Annotated in this window: 16 protein-coding genes; 3 read left to right on the top strand and 13 right to left on the bottom strand. The window is 69.0% G+C overall.

Annotated features, from left to right (window positions below; all coding sequences use genetic code 11):
* Positions 1–74: 74 nt before the first annotated feature.
* Genes QM806_RS02960 through imuA' form a run of 3 tightly spaced genes read right to left on the bottom strand, consistent with a single transcriptional unit; the run spans position 75 to position 3,059 of the window.
* Positions 75–677: a dihydrofolate reductase family protein gene (locus tag QM806_RS02960; RefSeq protein WP_005572772.1), complete on the bottom strand. Its 603-nt coding sequence runs from the start codon at positions 675–677 to the stop codon at positions 75–77.
* Positions 670–2,223, bottom strand: a complete 1,554-nt coding sequence (locus QM806_RS02955) for a DNA polymerase Y family protein (protein WP_064080778.1) — start codon at positions 2,221–2,223, stop codon at positions 670–672. The genes QM806_RS02960 and QM806_RS02955 overlap by 8 nt, the downstream gene beginning before the upstream one ends.
* A complete protein-coding gene (gene imuA', locus QM806_RS02950; protein ID WP_025432258.1) occupies positions 2,220–3,059 on the bottom strand; it encodes a DnaE2-dependent mutagenesis accessory factor ImuA' in 840 nt (279 codons plus the stop codon). The genes QM806_RS02955 and imuA' overlap by 4 nt, the downstream gene beginning before the upstream one ends.
* 211 nt (positions 3,060–3,270) lie before the next feature.
* Between imuA' and QM806_RS02945 the strand changes: the two genes are divergently transcribed.
* The gene (locus QM806_RS02945; protein ID WP_005257120.1) at positions 3,271–4,482 is read left to right on the top strand and encodes a serine/threonine-protein kinase; all 1,212 of its coding nucleotides are present in this window, start codon (positions 3,271–3,273) and stop codon (positions 4,480–4,482) included.
* 12 nt (positions 4,483–4,494) lie between these two features.
* Here the strand turns inward: QM806_RS02945 and QM806_RS02940 are convergent, their stop codons facing one another.
* The 6 genes from QM806_RS02940 to QM806_RS02915 form a co-directional block, all read right to left on the bottom strand.
* A complete protein-coding gene (locus tag QM806_RS02940) occupies positions 4,495–5,154 on the bottom strand; it encodes a response regulator (RefSeq protein WP_005257121.1) in 660 nt (219 codons plus the stop codon).
* Between the two features lie 40 nt (positions 5,155–5,194).
* Positions 5,195–5,662: an RDD family protein gene (locus tag QM806_RS02935; protein ID WP_054248423.1), complete on the bottom strand. Its 468-nt coding sequence runs from the start codon at positions 5,660–5,662 to the stop codon at positions 5,195–5,197.
* A 52-nt stretch (positions 5,663–5,714) separates the two neighbouring features.
* Positions 5,715–6,572 (bottom strand): WXG100-like domain-containing protein, encoded by an 858-nt coding sequence (locus tag QM806_RS02930; protein ID WP_054248424.1) that lies wholly within the window; start codon positions 6,570–6,572, stop codon positions 5,715–5,717.
* On the bottom strand, positions 6,572–6,886 hold the full coding sequence (locus QM806_RS02925) for a WXG100 family type VII secretion target (protein ID WP_052024043.1): 315 nt from the start codon (positions 6,884–6,886) through the stop codon (positions 6,572–6,574). The genes QM806_RS02930 and QM806_RS02925 overlap by 1 nt, the downstream gene beginning before the upstream one ends.
* Positions 6,883–7,386: a YbaB/EbfC family nucleoid-associated protein gene (locus QM806_RS02920; RefSeq protein WP_054248425.1), complete on the bottom strand. Its 504-nt coding sequence runs from the start codon at positions 7,384–7,386 to the stop codon at positions 6,883–6,885. The genes QM806_RS02925 and QM806_RS02920 overlap by 4 nt, the downstream gene beginning before the upstream one ends.
* 157 nt (positions 7,387–7,543) lie before the next feature.
* On the bottom strand, positions 7,544–8,926 hold the full coding sequence (locus tag QM806_RS02915; RefSeq protein WP_210753098.1) for an ATP-binding protein: 1,383 nt from the start codon (positions 8,924–8,926) through the stop codon (positions 7,544–7,546).
* Positions 8,927–8,994: 68 nt separating this feature from the next.
* Here QM806_RS02915 and QM806_RS02910 point away from each other — a divergent pair, with 68 nt between their 5' ends.
* Positions 8,995–10,512 carry a PspC domain-containing protein gene (locus QM806_RS02910; RefSeq protein ID WP_043792227.1) on the top strand — a complete coding sequence of 506 codons (1,518 nt, stop codon included), beginning with the start codon at positions 8,995–8,997 and terminating at the stop codon, positions 10,510–10,512.
* The gene (locus QM806_RS02905; protein ID WP_054248426.1) at positions 10,505–10,732 is read left to right on the top strand and encodes a hypothetical protein; all 228 of its coding nucleotides are present in this window, start codon (positions 10,505–10,507) and stop codon (positions 10,730–10,732) included. The genes QM806_RS02910 and QM806_RS02905 overlap by 8 nt, the downstream gene beginning before the upstream one ends.
* A 60-nt stretch (positions 10,733–10,792) precedes the next feature.
* On the opposite strand, the gene guaA is transcribed toward QM806_RS02905, so the two are convergent.
* From guaA to guaB, 4 genes are all read right to left on the bottom strand, one after another.
* Complete coding sequence (gene guaA / locus QM806_RS02900; protein ID WP_005570997.1) at positions 10,793–12,364, bottom strand: glutamine-hydrolyzing GMP synthase; 1,572 nt, start codon at positions 12,362–12,364, stop codon at positions 10,793–10,795.
* Positions 12,365–12,428: 64 nt separating this feature from the next.
* The gene (locus QM806_RS02895; RefSeq protein ID WP_005257140.1) at positions 12,429–14,171 is read right to left on the bottom strand and encodes a GMC family oxidoreductase N-terminal domain-containing protein; all 1,743 of its coding nucleotides are present in this window, start codon (positions 14,169–14,171) and stop codon (positions 12,429–12,431) included.
* A gap of 210 nt (positions 14,172–14,381) precedes the next feature.
* Positions 14,382–15,521, bottom strand: a complete 1,140-nt coding sequence (locus QM806_RS02890; protein ID WP_005257142.1) for a GuaB3 family IMP dehydrogenase-related protein — start codon at positions 15,519–15,521, stop codon at positions 14,382–14,384.
* 33 nt (positions 15,522–15,554) lie between these two features.
* Positions 15,555–17,078, bottom strand: a complete 1,524-nt coding sequence (gene guaB, locus QM806_RS02885; protein WP_005570999.1) for an IMP dehydrogenase — start codon at positions 17,076–17,078, stop codon at positions 15,555–15,557.
* Positions 17,079–17,302 lie beyond the last annotated feature (224 nt).

The raw sequence follows: 17,302 nt of genomic DNA, 5'->3' as shown, positions 1-17,302 counted from the left end.
TCTCGAATGAGTCAACGAATCAGACTTCGCGCGCATCTTGACGTGAGGCAATAGGGGGAGATCGGCTGGGCGGGTTACGCCGCCCGCCCCACCCGATAGCGCAACGTGACGACCCCGGAGTCGTAACCCTTCGACTCCAGCAACGTCAGCGCATGCATCCCGGTGTCCTCGTCGAGGAGCCTGCGTCCCTGTCCCAGCAGGATCGGCACCACGTGCAACTGGATTTCGTCGACCAGTTCGGCGGCGAGCAGCGATCGCGCGAGGGTGATGCTTCCCCACACGATCAGGTCGCCCCCCGGCTCCTGCCGGAGTTGCTGCACCCTCTCGACGGCGTCGCCCGGCCACAGCTGCGCCGGCTCCCGATCCCCCCACGGGGCACTGTCCAGCGTCGAGGAGAACACGAGTTTCGGGATCGCGTTGACGGTCTCGGCCACGACCTCGCCCTGAGCCTGTTCGGTGGGCCAGTAGTCCGAGAACATCTGATACGTCTTGCGCCCCAGCAGGGCGAGGTCCGTGTCGGCGAGCAGACGGAGGTTGTACCGGTCCACCTCACCGTAATCCGGCACCGCATCGAAGAAGTCCAGCTCGCCGGACCGCCCGGCGACGAACCCGTCGAGGCTCGTCAGTTCCTGGACGACGACCCTGCGGTGCAGCGTGTCCCGCTCCGTGTCACTCATAGATTCCCTCCACCGACCAACGGCCTGCCGTGCAGATCACCAGCAGCGCCCGCGACTCTTCCAGCAGTACCTGGGCCCGGGCCGCCGTCCGGGCGGCCGGAGGGTCCCACCACCGCTCGTCCACCGGCCACGGTCCGGCCCATCCGCACACCGCCCACTCTCGGCTCCCCCACCGCAACCGCGCGGGAGGCGCGCTGAACACACCCCGTTCCGTGACCGTCACAGCCATACCCCGCTCGTCCGACATCCACACCTCCGGATACGCGGTCAGCACCGCGGCAGGCGCCGGTTCCGGCAACGTGCCCGGCCACGGCTCCGACGGATCGTTGCGCGGAATCAACTCGTCGCCCAACGGCAGCAACGTGATGCGCTCCGCCGGGCCCCGCCCACCGCTGAGGACACCCACCTGCACGGCTTCCCCGCCGAGCAGTCCCTGCACGCGCACCAGAGCCCGCCGGGCCCGCTCGTCCTGGTCGCCGACCCCACCCCACAGACCCAGCTGTAAGGCTCCGGCCGCCACCACTTCCACCGGTTCGAGTCGCAGGACGGCGATACCGGCGGTGGGCCGCTTCTCGCTGCGCCCGGTCAACCACCCGTCCAGCTGCCACCGCACCCGGTCCGCCGTCGCCTCCGGCGTCAACGGTTCCGCACATCTCCAGATCCGGGACAGTTGCTCACCGTTGCCGGTGCTCGCCGAGATCGCCAGCCGGGTGCAGGCCACCGCGGCGTCCGACAGTGTGCGATGAAGCTTCTCCGCCAGCGCACGCCCCGCGAAGGCGGCGGCATCGACCCGTTCGATGACGGGATCGCACCGTTCCTCGACCTCCAGGTCGGGAGGCAGCGACCGCCCCGACGGGGGACGCTCCGGCTCACCCCGCGCGGCCCGATGCGCCAGCACCGCATCGGTTCCGAACCGCGAAGCCACATCGCCCGCCGACAGCGCGGCGAAACTGCCGATCGTGCGCAACCCGAGCCGGTGCAGCAGATCGACCAGCTCACCGCGGTGGGGTGCCGCGAGGCTCGGCTCGGCGGCCAGTTCCCGCATCGGGAGCGGCGCCAGGAAGGCGGCCCCCTCACCCGGTGACACGAGAGTTGCTCTGCGCGCGGCGATCACGGCCGTGGACAGCTGATCGGCGATACCGACCTGGCACTCCACCCCCACCGCCGACACCTGGTCCACCAACCGTTCCGCGGCGGCTTCCTCCGAACCGAAATACCGGGCGACGCCCCGAGCGGACAGCACCACGAGCCCGGGTCGCAGCACCTCGACACCGGGCGCCACCGCGTCGACGGCCGAGGCGACCGGCTCGAACAGCCGCGCGTCGCGGTCGGGATCGGCTGCCACCACGTGCAACCGGGGGCACCGGGCCTGGGACTCGCGGCGGCGCAGCCCTCTGCGCACCCCGTCCGCGCGGGCCGGCGCCGAGCAGGCGATCACCCGATTGCCCGACGTCACCGCCACCGGATGCGTCGGCGGGAGGTCCGCGGAGGCGGCCGCCGCGATCGCGGGCCAGTCGGGGCACCACAACGCCAGCACCCGGCTCACAGACCCACCACCTCCACCGGCTCCGGGAAGGGGGCGGCCTCGAGGGACGCCACCGGTTCCGGAGTGCTCACCCATTCCACCCGGCCCTGCGCCGACCGCACGTCCAGCCGGGTGGTGCGCGGCTGGAACGACCGCCCCCGGGCGCACACCGCCAGGCTGAGAGAACGCAACCGCCCGCATCCCCGGTCCTGAGATCCGTTGCCCAGTCCGGCGTAACCGTGCACCCGGGCTTCCAGCCGCATCTCCGCGCCGTCCCAGTGCCCGTCCGTGACGACCAGGGTCGACCCCTTGCTCCGGGCCCGGGCCACCACCGCACGCGCCCGGGACGGCGCCACCGACGCCCCTCCCAGTCCGAGCACCACCAGATCCATTCCGTCCAGCAGCACCGCGGCGATCTCCACCGGATCAGCGCCCGGGTCGGGGATCAGGGCCAGCCGTTCCAGCTGCGCCCCCATCTCGACCGCTGCCAGCACCCCGAGCCGGGGATGCCCGATCACCGCGACGTGTCCGCCGCCCGCGGTCACGGACGCGACCAACCCCAGCAGCAGCGACGTGGCACCCGATACCGACACCACCGAACCGCGCACCAGCCCGCCTCGGGGAAGGAGTTCCGCCAGCGCAGCCGGAACCGGGAGTACCCCGGCAGCATGGGAATCGGGTGCTGCGGAAGTACCCGTCGTGGGGAACGCACTCTCCACCGGGGCGCGGCTCGCCACCGATTCACCGCGCGCGGGAACAGCGGCCATCCGTCGTCGGAGGTAGTCCAGACGCTCCTGCCGGGACAGCCCGGACAACTCGGGAGACCCCGGCACCGGAAACCCCGGCTCGCCGGCCACTTCAGCCAACTCGACACCCCTGACACTCGGCACCAACAGCGGTCGGCAACCACGGGGAAGACGCGGCTCGAACAGACGCTTTGTTCGAACGTATTTTCGAACTCATTTCAAGTAAAGCCGGTCGGTGGTGGCCCGTCAAGTGGACCCCGAATGGCCAGGTCAGGACCGTCGCACATCTCGTGTCCGCACAATCCTCTAACCTGAACGCGTGATGGAGCAGGAGCAGAGCGAAAGGGGCATCGGACCCGAATACCTGGTGGCCGGAAGATACCGCCTGCGGTCCAAACTGGGCGGCGGTGGAATGGGCGCGGTCTGGCTCGCCCGGGACACCCTGCTGCACCGCGACGTCGCCATCAAACAGGTCACCACGACGGCCGGACTCGACCCCGACGAGGCCCGCCGTGTCCGCGAACGCACCATGCGGGAAGGTCGCAACGCCGCCAAACTCGCCCACCGCCATTCCATCGCGATGTACGACGTCGCACTCGAGGCAGGCGAGCCCTGGCTGGTCATGGAGTACCTGCCGTCCCGCAGCCTCGCCCAGGCGATGAACATCGCCGACACACTGCCCCCGCTCGAGGTCGCCCAGATCGGCGCGCAGGTGGCCGACGCACTCACGGCCGCCCATGCCGCCGGGATCGTGCACCGGGACATCAAGCCGGGCAACATCCTCGTCGCCGACCGCGGCCGGGAACTCGGCACCGTCAAGATCAGCGACTTCGGCATCGCCCGCGCCAAGGGAGACTCCGCCGACACCACGAACGGGGTCATCACCGGCACACCCGCGTACTTCTCCCCCGAGGTCGCCCGCGGTCAGGACCCCACCGAGGCGAGCGACGTCTTCTCGCTCGGTTCCACGCTGTACACCGTCGTCGAGGGCCAGCCGCCGTTCGGGATCGACTCCGATTCCATCGCACTCCTGCACCGGGTCGCGAAGGCCGAGATCTACCGTCCCAGTAAGGCCGGGCCGCTCACCGACACGCTGCTGCACCTGCTCGAGCCCGACCCGGCGCGTCGTCCGACGATGGCCGAGGCCCGCGACGCCCTGGCCCGGGTGGCCATGGCCGGGGACGGAAACGTCGCGCACCTCGTCGGCTCGCCCGTCTATTCCGCAGACGGCACCATCCCGGCGTGGGCACACCGCTCGACGCCGTTGCCCGACTCACGCCGGCGCAGCAAACTGGTGAGTTCCACCCAGGCCGGTCTGCCCGCGGTGCATCAGAGCACACCGCTCAAGAACGTGCCGCGTCCGCTCGGCCGGTTGCAGTGGCCGCCGCGCCCGACGAAACCCGCTCCCGGTTCGCCGGCCCCCACTGTCCGCGATCAGGTGGTGGCGTGGGCGCCGATCGCCATGGGTGTCATGGTCGCGATCCTGATCCTGGCCGTGCTCGTGGCCGTGATCGTCCTCCTCGCCCAGCCCTGACACCCCGGGAGGTCAGTCGATCCGCCGGCGGTGCGCCCACCTCGTGAGCGCATTCCGGTTGGACTGCTGTGTCTTCCGCAGCACGTTCGACGCGTGCGTTTCGACCGTCTTCACCGAGATCACCAGTTCCTCGGCGATCTCCCGGTACGTGTAACCGCGTGCGAGCAGCCGCAGCACTTCCAGCTCCCGCGGCGTCAGCGAATCCAGCTCCGGATCCAGCTGCGGCTCAGGAGCATTGGAACGTCCGGTGAAGGAGTCCAGCACGAATCCCGCGAGCCTCGGGCTGAACACGGCGTCACCGCCGGCGACCCGGCGCACGCCGTCGGCCAGTTCCGCGCCCGAGATCGTCTTGGTGACGTACCCGCGGGCGCCCGCGCGGATCACGGCGATCACGTCCTCGGCAGCGTCGGACACGCTCAGCGCCAGGCACACCGGACCCGACTCGATACCCCGCAGCACCGCGACACCGCCGCCGTCGGGCATATGGACGTCGAGCAGCACGACGTGCGGTGACGTGGCGTTGATGCCGGACACCGCCTCCGCGACACCGCCCGCCTCGCCCACCACCTCCATGTCCGGTTCCCGGCCGAGCTCGGCGCGGACACCGGAACGGAAAACGGCATGATCATCGACGAGAAAGACACGGTACGGGGGTGTTTCGGGCAAAGTCACTGCGGCTGTTCCTCGCGTGGACGGGTAGTGTCACCCCACTCTAGGTGACGTGCAGGCGCCGGACGTCTCGAAGCCGAACGACCGGAGGAAACCAGTCGTCCTCCTCGTCACTGTCGCCACCCGCGCCGGAAAAGGCGACGAGAACGATCGAGAATGCACCGATCACCCACCATTTCGTGAGGAAGCCGAACCTTGGCCACGATCCGTCGGACTTCAGGATGCACAGTCCACACAGTGCTTTCCCCGCCGTTGTATGGAACACCGATTGAAGAACGGTTCGGTGCACGAACGACACTGCAATCCAGGAGGACACTGCCGCAGCGAAAGACCACGGCGTGAGTTCCGGAAATGCCTCGCACACCGCCGACACCCCGATCGCCACGCCGATATGGAGGAGCCAGTCGATCGCGAAGGCGGTCGCCCGCCGCAGCCTGCGGGGCGAGGGGTAGCGGGGGTCACCGTGCACGCCGTGCCTGCTCGGTACGCCCCGGCGTGAATCCACCGTCATGTCGGTCTCACCGTCATGTCGGTCTCCCGGCGGAAGCTATGGCTGTCCCCGTTCACGGCAGACGCCCGTCGATCTCGTCGCGGGCACGCCGGACGTCGTCATCGAGTCCGGTCCGGTCCAGCATCTCGTCGACGACGGCGTCGCTGAACCTCGGTGTGCCGACGGTGTCCTCCTGCACGTAGGAGCCGAGCATGCCCCCGAACTGGGAACGAGGGTCGGTGAGCTTCAGCCCGAACGCACCGTTGACGGCCCCCTTCACGCCTCCCTGAACCGCACCCTTGCCGCCCGCTTCGGCGACGTTGCCCCAGTCCATGCTGTCGCGTCGCCCGTGTTCCTTCTCGTACCACTGCAGGCCGGCTTCCAACGTCGCCTGCATGGCCGCCGTCCCTGCCGCGCCCTTCAGAGCGCCCATGGCGGCGCGGGTGAGGATCGAGGTGATCAGCTGCCGGATGATCATTCGGACGGTGACCTGTGTGGCCGCTTCCGCCGCGAATGCGGCCGGGCTCGCCGCACCGAACGTCATCGCGCTGGCCGCGGCTACCGCGACGAGTTCGGCCGCGAGCGCCACCAGCGCCGCGATGATCGACAGTTTCGCGACCCGGACGTCGTCGGCCGACCAGTCGAGGGTGTCGCCGAGTTCGTGGAGCAACCCCGACAACTCGCGTAGCGCCCCGTCCGCACCGATCCGCGCCCATTGCTGCGCCATCGCGGTGTCGACGTCACCACTGACCCCGGATCTCGCCGACCGCATGGCGGCGTCGGCCTCCTCGATGATGTCGTCGAGCGAGGCTCCGGCGTCCTTCCACCCCTGCCCGAGCCGCTCCATCGCCGTTTCGTCCGCGTCGGGCCAGTCCGCCCCGACCACCTTCTCCGCCAGCCACCGGACACTGCCCGGAACCTCGATGCCCATCAGAACAGCCCGGCGAGGCTGGATGCGGTGCCGCGGTCGGTGTCGTCGAACGAGTCGGCGGTGCTCCTGAGCCTGGATCCGAGCGCGGCGAGCGCCCCGGCCGCGAACCCCAGCGACCGCCCGGCCACGTCTGCCGACGCCAGATACCCGCTCGCGAACGTCGTCCCGGTCTCGTCGCCGCCCCAGCACTCCCCCTCGGCCTCGAGGGTCGAATGCAGTGCGGCGGCGACCTCTGCCATCCGCTGCGAGAGCGCCTCGAATCGGGGCGCGACGCTGCGCAGATGCGCCGAGTCCACCCACAGTTGCGCGCTCACTGCCATCCGTCCCGCAGGACCGGCCGATTCCACCGCGGGTCGTCGGGATTATCCGGGTCCGGTTCCCGATCGGCCGGGACGCCGCCGACGTCGGGTTCGAGGCGCGGGAGGAAGTCCCGCAGGCTCGGAGCACCGGGAACGAGGTCCGGCAGATCCGGCAGGGTCTCGGTCGCGGACACGATCGATCCCATGATGCGCATCGACTCGCTGTGCGCGGCCTCGCCCGCCCGCCGGGCGGCTTCGGTCATCGCACGCCCCAGCGACTCGGGAGTCGACCGCCGGAACGCGTCGGGGGCGAGGTGCACGTCCACTACGCCGCCCACCGAGTTCACCACCACCTGCACCAGTCCGTCGGCCGACGCCCCACTCACCCGCAGCTGCGCCACCTGCTGCTGAGCGGCATGCAGATCCTGCGTCTGCCGGTCGAGCGTGGCCAGCATCGAATCGATCTGATTCTGCAACTCGTGCTCGCGCACGCGCAGACCCTCACGGTCGAACATGAAATCCCCCCTTGACATCTCGCGCGTCTCACCCCGCCACAGCAGGATGCGACCACACGACCCCCACAGTCGTGTCGCCGGCGAACATTACCCCCTCACCGGGACAGCATGCGAGCAGACACCGCGCACCAGTGCGCCGACACGGCGAAAGTGGTGCTCACGCACCCTGACTGAACGGCACGTCCTCGACGCCGGCAGCATCCGAGTCCTCGGAAGCGCCCGCTGCCGCCCACGTCCGGCCGTTCCGCGGCATGTGGATTCGCACCTCGGTGCCCTTGCCGGGTGCGGACCGCACGTCGACGTGCCCGCCTCGCCGCTCGATCCGTCCACGGATCGACTTCGCGAGGCCCTGACGGTCCGGGGACACCTCGTCGACGTCGAATCCGACGCCGCGGTCCCGGACGAACACGCTGACCTGTTCGCGCTCCGCTTCGGCGAACAGGTTGATGTCCGTCTCCCCGGAATGCTTGGCCGCGTTGACCAGAGCCTCCCGCGTCGCACCCAGCACCGCCGTGAAACTCTCCTTCGACAGACCCTCGCCCGTGTCGTCGACGTCGATCGCCACATCGCCGACCGTCACCGGCCGCACCGTGACGCCGTGGTGGTCCTCCACCTCGCCCGCGATGATGCGCAACGCCTCCGCGAGACTCGAATGGTCGGCGTCTCCCCCACCGAACAACCACTTCCGCAGTTCCCGTTCCTGCCCCCGGGCCAGCCGCGCGACCTCCTGCGGATGGTCGGCCTGCTTCTGGATCAGCGCCAGGGTCTGCAGGACGGAGTCGTGCAGGTGTGACGCGATCTCCTCACGCTCGTCATTGCGGATCCTGGCGGCACGCTCCGCGCCCAGCGCGCGCCACAGTCGCAACCACAGGGGCACGGTCAGCAACCCGGCGCCGACCAGGGTGACCACCACCGCCAGCAACGACGAACGCAGCGCAGCGAGATCGACCTGCGCGAGGATCACCACACCGAGACCCGACACGATCAACGTCACGCCGCCGAGGACCCGCGCCCAGGTGAGGACGGTGGGACGCTGCGGTAGCCCGATGACGGTGCGCGGGCCCTCCGAATCGAATTCGCGCCACACCAGGGCCGCGCCGACCGCCACCACGATGATCGGTGCGATCACCGAACCGACGCGGCCACTGAACAACCACGACAGCGCGGACGCACCGGCCAGGCCGATCGCGATCAGTCCGTACGCTCTCCGTCGCTCGGACGCACTGGGCTTCTCGGTGTCGGAACCCGCGGCCGTGAAGATCCACAACAGTCCGTAGGCGACGATGCCCGCACCGGCGAGCGCGGCGAGACAGGCGAACGCCACCCGCACCTTCATCACGTCGACACCCAGCTGATCGGCGATACCACCCGCGACGCCGCCGACGATGCGACCACCGGTCCGGCGTTCGAGCCGCGGCATGGGGATGCCGCCGGATGGGACAGGCGCGGTCACGGCGCCCGCGTACTGGGCGCCGCCCGCGGACGTGTTCGACACAGGGTGCACATCTTCGATACTGGCACGATCCCCGGGCCGCGGCATCAGGGTCCAACCCTGACTTCGGCACGCGTTCCGGCCCACCCCGACCGGAAAGATCAGGGTAGTTCCCGATGTACGCCCGCCGCGCCGACCGGAACGATGGTCATATGAGCAATGGGAGCTTCCAAGAGCAGATACAGGATCTGTGGCGGACCCGACCGGTGCGGTTGCCGGGCCGTGGTCACGTCGCCGGTGTCTGTGCGGGAATCGGCTACCGCTACGGCGTCGATCCCGTACTGATACGAGTCGCCTTCGTCGTGTCCACCATCTTCGGTGGCGCCGGTGTGCTCCTCTACCTGGCGTGCTGGCTCGCCCTCACGAAGTCGGGCGACCCGGCCTCACCCGCGGAGTCACTGGTGGGACGCGGTCACAGCTCCGACTCGGGCACCAAGACCATCGTCCTTCTCGTCGCACTGGCCATCGCACTGACCACCGTCGGCCCGTTCGGTGTCGGCCTCGGCGGCTCCGGGCTGATCAGCATGGCGCTGATGCTCGGCGGCCTGTGGTTGCTGTACCAGCGGCAGCCGATACCTCCGCCGTTGCCCGCCGGAGCCGTTGCCCCGGGTGTCGGGACCGGTTATCCCGGGACGAGTTTCTCGCCGGGTCAGTTCGGCGCCAACCCGTTCGGCCCGGGCACGTACGGTCCGAGTGCCTACGGTCCGGGTGCGTACGGTCCGGGTGCGTACGGTCCGGGTGCGTACGGTCCGGGTGCGTACGGTCCGTACACGAAGCTTCCCGACTCCTACACGCCGAGCACACCTCCCACCTCGGACGACAAGACGGCCGACGCGCCCACCGAGGCACTGAATCCCGAAACCGCTGCCGCCCAATCCGATCCGGTGTCGTTCGAGAAGTCCCCGGCCCCCGGTCCGCAGGTCGACGCACCCTCGGCCCCGTTCGCGCCGCTCGAACCGCGACCGCCGGCGTGGGATCCGCTCGGTGTAGCCCCGTTCGCGTGGGACCTGCCCGAGCCGGCCAGGACCACCACTCCCGCAGTCCAACCGGAGCGCACCCACTCCCGTCTGACCACCATGGTGATCGGGTTGGCCATCCTGGCGGCCGCGGCGGCGACGGCATTGTCGGTCGCCACCGGATCCGACTGGTTGAACCCCGGTCGCATCGGCGCCGTCGCGCTGGCCGTCATCGGAGTGGGGCTGCTGATCGGCGGATTCCTGCGCAAGGGCTACGGCCTTCTCGTCGTCGCAGGTCCCCTGATCGGTTTCGTGATCCTCGCCTCGATCGTCGGGTCCCTCGACCTGAACAGCGAGAACATGGGCGACCGGACCTGGAACCCGACGACAGCGGCCGCCATCGAGCCCGCCTACTCCGGTGGCTTCGGCAGCTTCACGCTCGACCTCCGGAACGTCACTCTGACCGAGGACAAGACGGTCGACGTCAGCGGGCAGTTCGGTGAGGTCGTGGTGCTCCTGCCGCCCGGCATGAACGTCGAGAACCACTGCACCGCCCAGTTCGGCGACGCGCAGTGCCTCCCGGACGGTCTCGACGGTGGCGTCGACGGCACGGACGGCCCCGTCCTGAACCTCAATGCAGATGTCCAGTTCGGAAGTGTGGAGGTGCGCCGTGGATGACATCGACGACACTCAGGACAGCGAGCAGACCGGGACGCGGAAGCGCCCGTCGCCGCTCCTGCTCCTCGCAGGATTGGCAGCACTCCTGGTGAGCGGCTGGGCGCTCGCGGGGCCGTTCTCGCTGGAACCGCTCGCGAACGTCGAGTTCCGCTGGCTGTTCGTGGTGGTGGCGGTGCTGGTCGGCGTGGTGCTCGTGTTCGCCCCGAACCGGCGGCGATAGGGGCGCAAGCGCATGTGCGCGGTGAGCGAGTCGTCGGACTCGCTCACCGCGCACAGTGCGTCACTCCCACTCGATGGTGCCCGGCGGCTTGCTCGTGATGTCCAGCACGACACGGTTGACGTCGTGCACCTCGTTGGTGATCCGGGTGGAGATCCGCTCGAGAACGTCGTACGGCAGTCGCGTCCAGTCCGCCGTCATCGCGTCCTCGCTGGACACCGGGCGGAGCACGATCGGGTGACCGTAGGTGCGTCCGTCACCCTGCACGCCGACGCTGCGGACGTCGGCGAGCAGCACCACCGGGCACTGCCAGATCTGACCGTCGAGCCCGGCGGCCGTCAGCTCTTCGCGCGCAATGGAATCCGCGTGACGCAGGATATCGAGCCGCTCCTGGGTGACCTCGCCGATGATGCGGATGCCGAGCCCGGGACCGGGGAACGGCTGGCGTCCCACGATTTCCTCGGGCAGACCCAGCTCGCGTCCCACCGCCCGGACCTCGTCCTTGAACAGCAGGCGGAGTGGTTCCACGAGCGTGAACTGCAGGTCTTCCGGCAGTCCGCCGACGTTGTGGTGGCTCTTGATGTTGGCCGTGCCGGTACCGCCGCCGGATTCCACGACGTCCGGGTACAGCGTGCCCTGCACGAGGAATTCGACCGTGTCGCCGTGCGCGGCGTTCTCGCCCAGCACGTCACTGACCGCGCCCTCGAAGCTGCGGATGAACTCGCGGCCGATGATCTTGCGCTTGGTCTCCGGGTCGGACACCCCGGCCAGCTCACCGATGAAGGTGTCGGCGGCGTCGACCGTGATCAGCTTGGCGCCGGTGGCGGCAACGAAATCCTGTTCGACCTGGGCACGCTCCCCCGCACGCATCAGACCGTGGTCGACGAACACACACGTGAGGTTGTCGCCGATCGCGCGCTGCACGAGCGCCGCCGCGACAGCGGAGTCGACACCGCCCGAAAGTCCGCAGATCGCCTTGCCGTCGCCGACCTGCTCGCGGACCTGCTCGACGAGGGCGTCGGCGATGTTCGCGGCCGTCCATGCGGGAGGAATGCCTGCGATCTCGTGGAGGAACCGGCTGAGCACCTGCTGGCCGTGCGGCGAGTGCAGCACCTCCGGGTGGTACTGCACACCGGCGAGCTTGCGGGCCCGGTCCTCGAACGCGGCGACGGGTGCGCCCTCGCTGGTGGCCGTCACCTCGAAGCCCGCCGGGGCCTCGGTGACCGCGTCGCCGTGACTCATCCACACGGGCTGGCTGGACGGAAGTCCCTCGTGCAGCAGACCACCCTGCACCTTGAGGTCGGTCCGGCCGTACTCACGGGTGCCGGTGTGCGCCACCGTCCCGCCGAGCGCGCCGGCCATGGCCTGGAATCCGTAGCAGATGCCGAACACCGGAATGTCCAGATCGAACAGTGCCGGATCGAGCTGGGGCGCCCCGTCTGCGTAGACGCTCGACGGCCCGCCCGACAGCACCACGGCGAGGGGATTCTTGGCCGCGATCTCCTCGACGGTCGCGGTGTGCGGAACCACCTCGGAATAGACCTTGGCCTCACGCACCCGTCGGGCGATCAGCTGCGCGTACTGCGCGCCGAAGTCGACGACGAGGACCGGTCTCTGTTGCTCGATATCTGCCACCGGGTCAGTCTAATCGGCGCAGCTCTGTGGTCTGCGCGACCCCATGACCCGGCCCTCTCGGGTCCTATGCAACGCCGTGCTTCTGCGTGTCGGGCACCACAGAGCTGTTGCGGATCTCGACGATCGGCAGCACCAGTGCGGCGGGCGCCCCCTCCGGGACGACCGGGGCGACCGGGGCGACCGGGTTCAGGCGCCGGTATCCCTCGCCCTGCGCCGGCCGCTGATCCTTCTCGCCCTTGTTCGGCCACAGCGAAGCCGCACGCTCGGCCTGCGCCGAGATCGTCAGCGACGGGTTGACGCCCAGGTTCGCGGACACGGCCGAACCGTCGACCACGCTCAGCGTTGGGTAACCCCACACGCGGTGGTAGGGGTCGATGACGCCCTTCGACGGTTCCGACGCGATCGTGCAGCCGCCGAGGAAGTGCGCGGTGAGCGGGATGTTGAACACATCTCCCCAGGTGCCGCCCGCGCGGCCGTCGATCTTCTCCGCGATCCGGCGGGTCGCCTCGTTGCCCGCCGGGATCCAGCTGGGGTTCGGCTGGCCGTGACCCTGCTTGCTGGTGACCTTGCGCCGACCGAACAGGCCCTTCTTCGTGTACGTGGTGATGGAGTTGTCGAGGTTCTGCATCACGAGGGCGATGATGGTGCGCTCGCTCCACTTGTACGGGGTGAGGACCTTCAGAGCCGTCGGATCCTTCGCCAGTTCCTTGAGGAACGTCACCCACCGCCTGCCGCCACCGTCGGTCAGCAGCGTCTGCAGCAGGGCCATCGAGTTCGACCCCTTGCCGTAGCGCACCGGCTCGACGTGGGTGTCGGACGTCGGGTGGAAGGACGACGTGATGGCGACGCCCTTGGTGAGCTCGAGCGCGGGGTCCACCTTGTTCTTGGCGGCGCCGAGGATCGACTCCGAATTGGTGCGGGTGAGTACCCCCAGGCGGTCGGAGATCTTGGGCAGCGCGCCCGTCTCCTTCTGGTCGAACAGCAGATGCTGAGTGCCCCACGTGCCCGCGGCCAGGACGACGTTCGCGGCCGTGTACGTCTTGCGGTTCCGGTTCTTGCGCGGCCCGCTGCGCCGGGTGAAGACGTCCCAGGTGCCGTCGGATGCCTCGCGCAGACCGGTGACCGTCGTCATCGGGATGATCTCGGCACCGGCCTTCTCTGCGAGGCCCAGGTAGTTCTTGAGCAGGGTGTTCTTGGCGCCGTGCCGGCATCCGGTCATGCATTCGCCGCATTCGATGCACCCGGTGCGGTCGGGGCCGACGCCACCGAAGTACGGGTCGGGCACGGTCTTTCCCGCTTCACCGAAGAAGACACCGACCGGGGTCTGGATGAACGTGTCGCCCACGCCCATGTCCTCCGCGACCGACTTGATGATCTCGTCGGCGGGGGTCATGTGCGGGTTCTGGACCACGCCCAGCATCTTGCGGGCCTGCTCGTAGTACGGCGTGAGCTCGTCGTGCCAGTCGGTGATGTGCGACCACTGCTTGTCCTGGAAGAAGGAGGCAGGCGGCTTGTAGAGCGTGTTCGCGTAGTTGAGCGAACCGCCACCGACGCCGGCGCCGGCGAGGATGAGGCAGTCGCGCAGCAGGTGGACGCGCTGGATGCCGAAGAAACCGAGAGCGGGCGCCCACAGGAACTTCTTGAGATCCCAGCTGGTCTTCGCGAAGTCCGCGTCGGCGTAGCGACGGCCCGCCTCGAGGATGCCGACCTTGTAGCCCTTCTCGACCAATCGGAGCGCGGTGACACTGCCACCGAATCCGGAACCGACGATGAGGACGTCGTACTCCGTTGCGCGCTGCTTGCTCATCACTCGACCTCCAACGACACCTGAGTTATTACTCGCCAGTATGCACCCCGCGGCTGTGACAGCTGCCACAAGGGTCACCTAACTGTAACGAGAGGTATCAGGAACGGTCGCGATACCCGCAAACGCACGTCGCCCGATGCCTCACCAGTGCAGTTGAACTGCACCGATGTGACATCGGGCGACGAGAGAAAGCAGTGACGGACGGACGCCTCAGGCGCGGACCGTCAGGCCCACCTTCTGGAATTCCTTCAGATCCGAGTACCCCGACTTCGCCATCGACCGGCGCAGCCCGCCGACGAAGTTCAGCGAACCGAACGGGTCATCGGACGGACCCGTGAGGACCCGGTCGAGCGACGGACGGTCACCGAACGAGACCGGCAGCATCGTGCCGCGCGGAACCGAGGGGTGCGCCGCGGCCGACGGCCAGTACCAGCCGCCGCCGGGAGCTTCCGCGGCAACGGCCAGCGGTGCGCCCAGGACTGCGGCGTCCGCGCCACAGGCAATCGCCTTGGCGAGGTCGCCCGAGGACGTGATGTCGCCGTCCGCGATCACGTGGACGTAGCGTCCACCCGTCTCGTCGAGGTAGTCGCGGCGGGCAGCAGCGGCGTCCGCGATCGCCGTGGCCATCGGAAGACCGATGCCCAGCACCTCACCGGTGGTCGTGGCGCCCTCGGTGGAGCCGTATCCGACGATCACACCGGCCGCGCCCGTGCGCATCAGGTGCAGTGCGGTGCGGTGATCGCTCACCCCACCGGCCACCACGGGGACGTCGAGCTCGGAGATGAACGTCTTGAGGTTCAGCGGCTCGCTGTCGCCGTGCGCGACGTGCTCGGCGGAGATGATCGTGCCGTGCACGACCAGCAGGTCGATGCCCGCCTCCAGCAACTGCGGGGTCAGCGCCCGGGCGTTCTGCGGGCTGACCCGCACCGCGGTCGTGACACCTGCATCGCGGACCTGGGCCACGGCAGCGGCCAGAAGTCCCGGCTGCAACGGCGCCGCGTGCAGTTCCTGCAGCTTCTTGATCGGCGCCTCGACGTCGACGTCCGACTCGGCCAGTGCGACGAGTTCGGCGAGCTTCGCCTCGACGTCCGCGTGCCGGCCCCACAGACCCTCACCGTTGATGACCCCGAGGCCACCACGCTTGCCGAGTTCGATCGCGAACGACGGCGAGACCAGCGCGTCGGTCGGATGCGCCAGCACCGGAATGTCGAACCGGTATGCGTCGAGCTGCCAGGACGTCGACACCTCCTTGGAGGAGCGGGTCCGGCGGGAGGGGACGATGTCGATGTCGTCCAGCTCATAGGTTCGTCGGGCTGTTCGGCCCATGCCGATCTCAACGAGGTCGCGCACGCGCGCCCCTTTCTCGTGAATCGTGACTGGTTGCTAGCGAGCGGTGTAGTTGGGAGCTTCGACCGTCATCGTGATGTCGTGCGGGTGGCTCTCCTTCAGACCCGCAGCCGTGATCTGCACGAACTGCGCGTTCTGCAGCTCCTCGATCGACGACGCTCCCGTGTAACCCATGGCGGCCCGCAGACCGCCCGTGAGCTGATGGGTGACCTGGGACAGCGGACCGCGGAACGCGACCCGGCCCTCGATGCCCTCCGGAACCAGCTTGTCCTCGGACAGCACGTCGTCCTGGAAGTAGCGGTCCTTGGAATACGACTTCGCGGCGCCACGGCTCTGCATCGCGCCGAGGGAACCCATGCCGCGGTAGCTCTTGTACTGCTTGCCGTTGACCAGGATCAGCTCGCCCGGCGACTCCGCGGTGCCTGCGAGCAGCGAACCGAGCATGGCCGTCGACGCGCCTGCCGCCAGGGCCTTCGCGATGTCGCCGGAGAACTGCAGTCCACCGTCGGCGATCACCGGCACACCGTGCGGCTTGGCCGCGGCGACCGCTTCGAGGATCGCCGTGATCTGCGGGGCGCCGACACCGGCGATGACACGGGTGGTGCAGATGGAGCCGGGGCCCACACCGACCTTCACCGCGTCCACACCGGCTTCGATGAGAGCGGCCGCACCACTGCGGGTGGCGACGTTGCCGCCGATGATCTGCACACGCTCGTCGACCTCTGCCTTGAGCTTCGAGATCATGTCCAGCACGCCGGCCGAGTGACCGTGGGCGCTGTCGACGACGAGCACGTCCACCCCGGCGTCGGTGAGGGCCATTGCGCGGCTCCACGCCTCGTCGCCCACACCCACGGCGGCGCCGACGAGGAGCCGGCCGTCGCGGTCCTTGGTGGCGTCCGGGTGCTGCTCGGTCTTCACGAAGTCCTTGACCGTGATGAGGCCCGTGAGCTTGCCCTGACCGTCCACGATCGGCAGCTTCTCGATCTTGTGGCGGCGGAGCAGGCCCAGCGCCACCTCCGCGGTCACACCCTCCTGGGCGGTGATCAGCGGGGCCTTCGTCATGACCTCGGACACGGCGCGGTTCTGATCGACCTCGAAGCGCATGTCGCGGTTGGTGATGATGCCGACGAGCTGCCCGGCCTCGTCGGTCACCGGAAGTCCGGAGATCCGGAAGCGGGCGCACTTGGCGTCGACCTCGGCGAGGGTGTCCGACGGCTTGCAGGTGACCGGGTCGGTGACCATTCCCGCCTCGGACCGCTTGACCGTCTCCACCTGCCCGGCCTGCGCCTCGACCGACAGGTTGCGATGCAGGACGCCCATCCCGCCGGCGCGGGCCATGGCGATGGCCATCCGCGCCTCGGTGACGGTGTCCATCGCGGAGCTGACGAGCGGCACTCGCAGCCGGATGTCCCTGGTCAGCTGGCTGGACGTGTCGACCTGGCCGGGGATGACATTCGACGCCGCCGGCAAGAGCAGGACGTCGTCGTACGTGAGACCCAGCATCGCGACCTTGTTCGGGTCGTCACCGCCGGTGTGTACATGCCCTGCTGAACTTGTCATGCGGTTCGGGCCCTCCATGGAACATAGGTGCGGCGCCGGTGGCGCCGTCTGTGGACATTCAGATCTTCGATCTGGTGGAAACTTTCGGGAACACGGATACAAGAAAAAGGCCGGAGCGACGATCGATATTCCCAGCTCCACAAACCATGATATCGGCTCGACGCGATCACCACGGAGCCCACCCACGCTGGGCGTACGCCGAACGGCTGGCGCAGACCGGGCTG

This window comes from Rhodococcus sp. IEGM 1351 (genome assembly GCF_030056875.1).
GTDB classification, from domain to species: Bacteria; Actinomycetota; Actinomycetes; order Mycobacteriales; family Mycobacteriaceae; genus Rhodococcus_F; species Rhodococcus_F opacus.
Note: the sequence above shows the minus strand (reverse complement) of the source record. Positions and strands in the feature narration are given on the sequence as shown.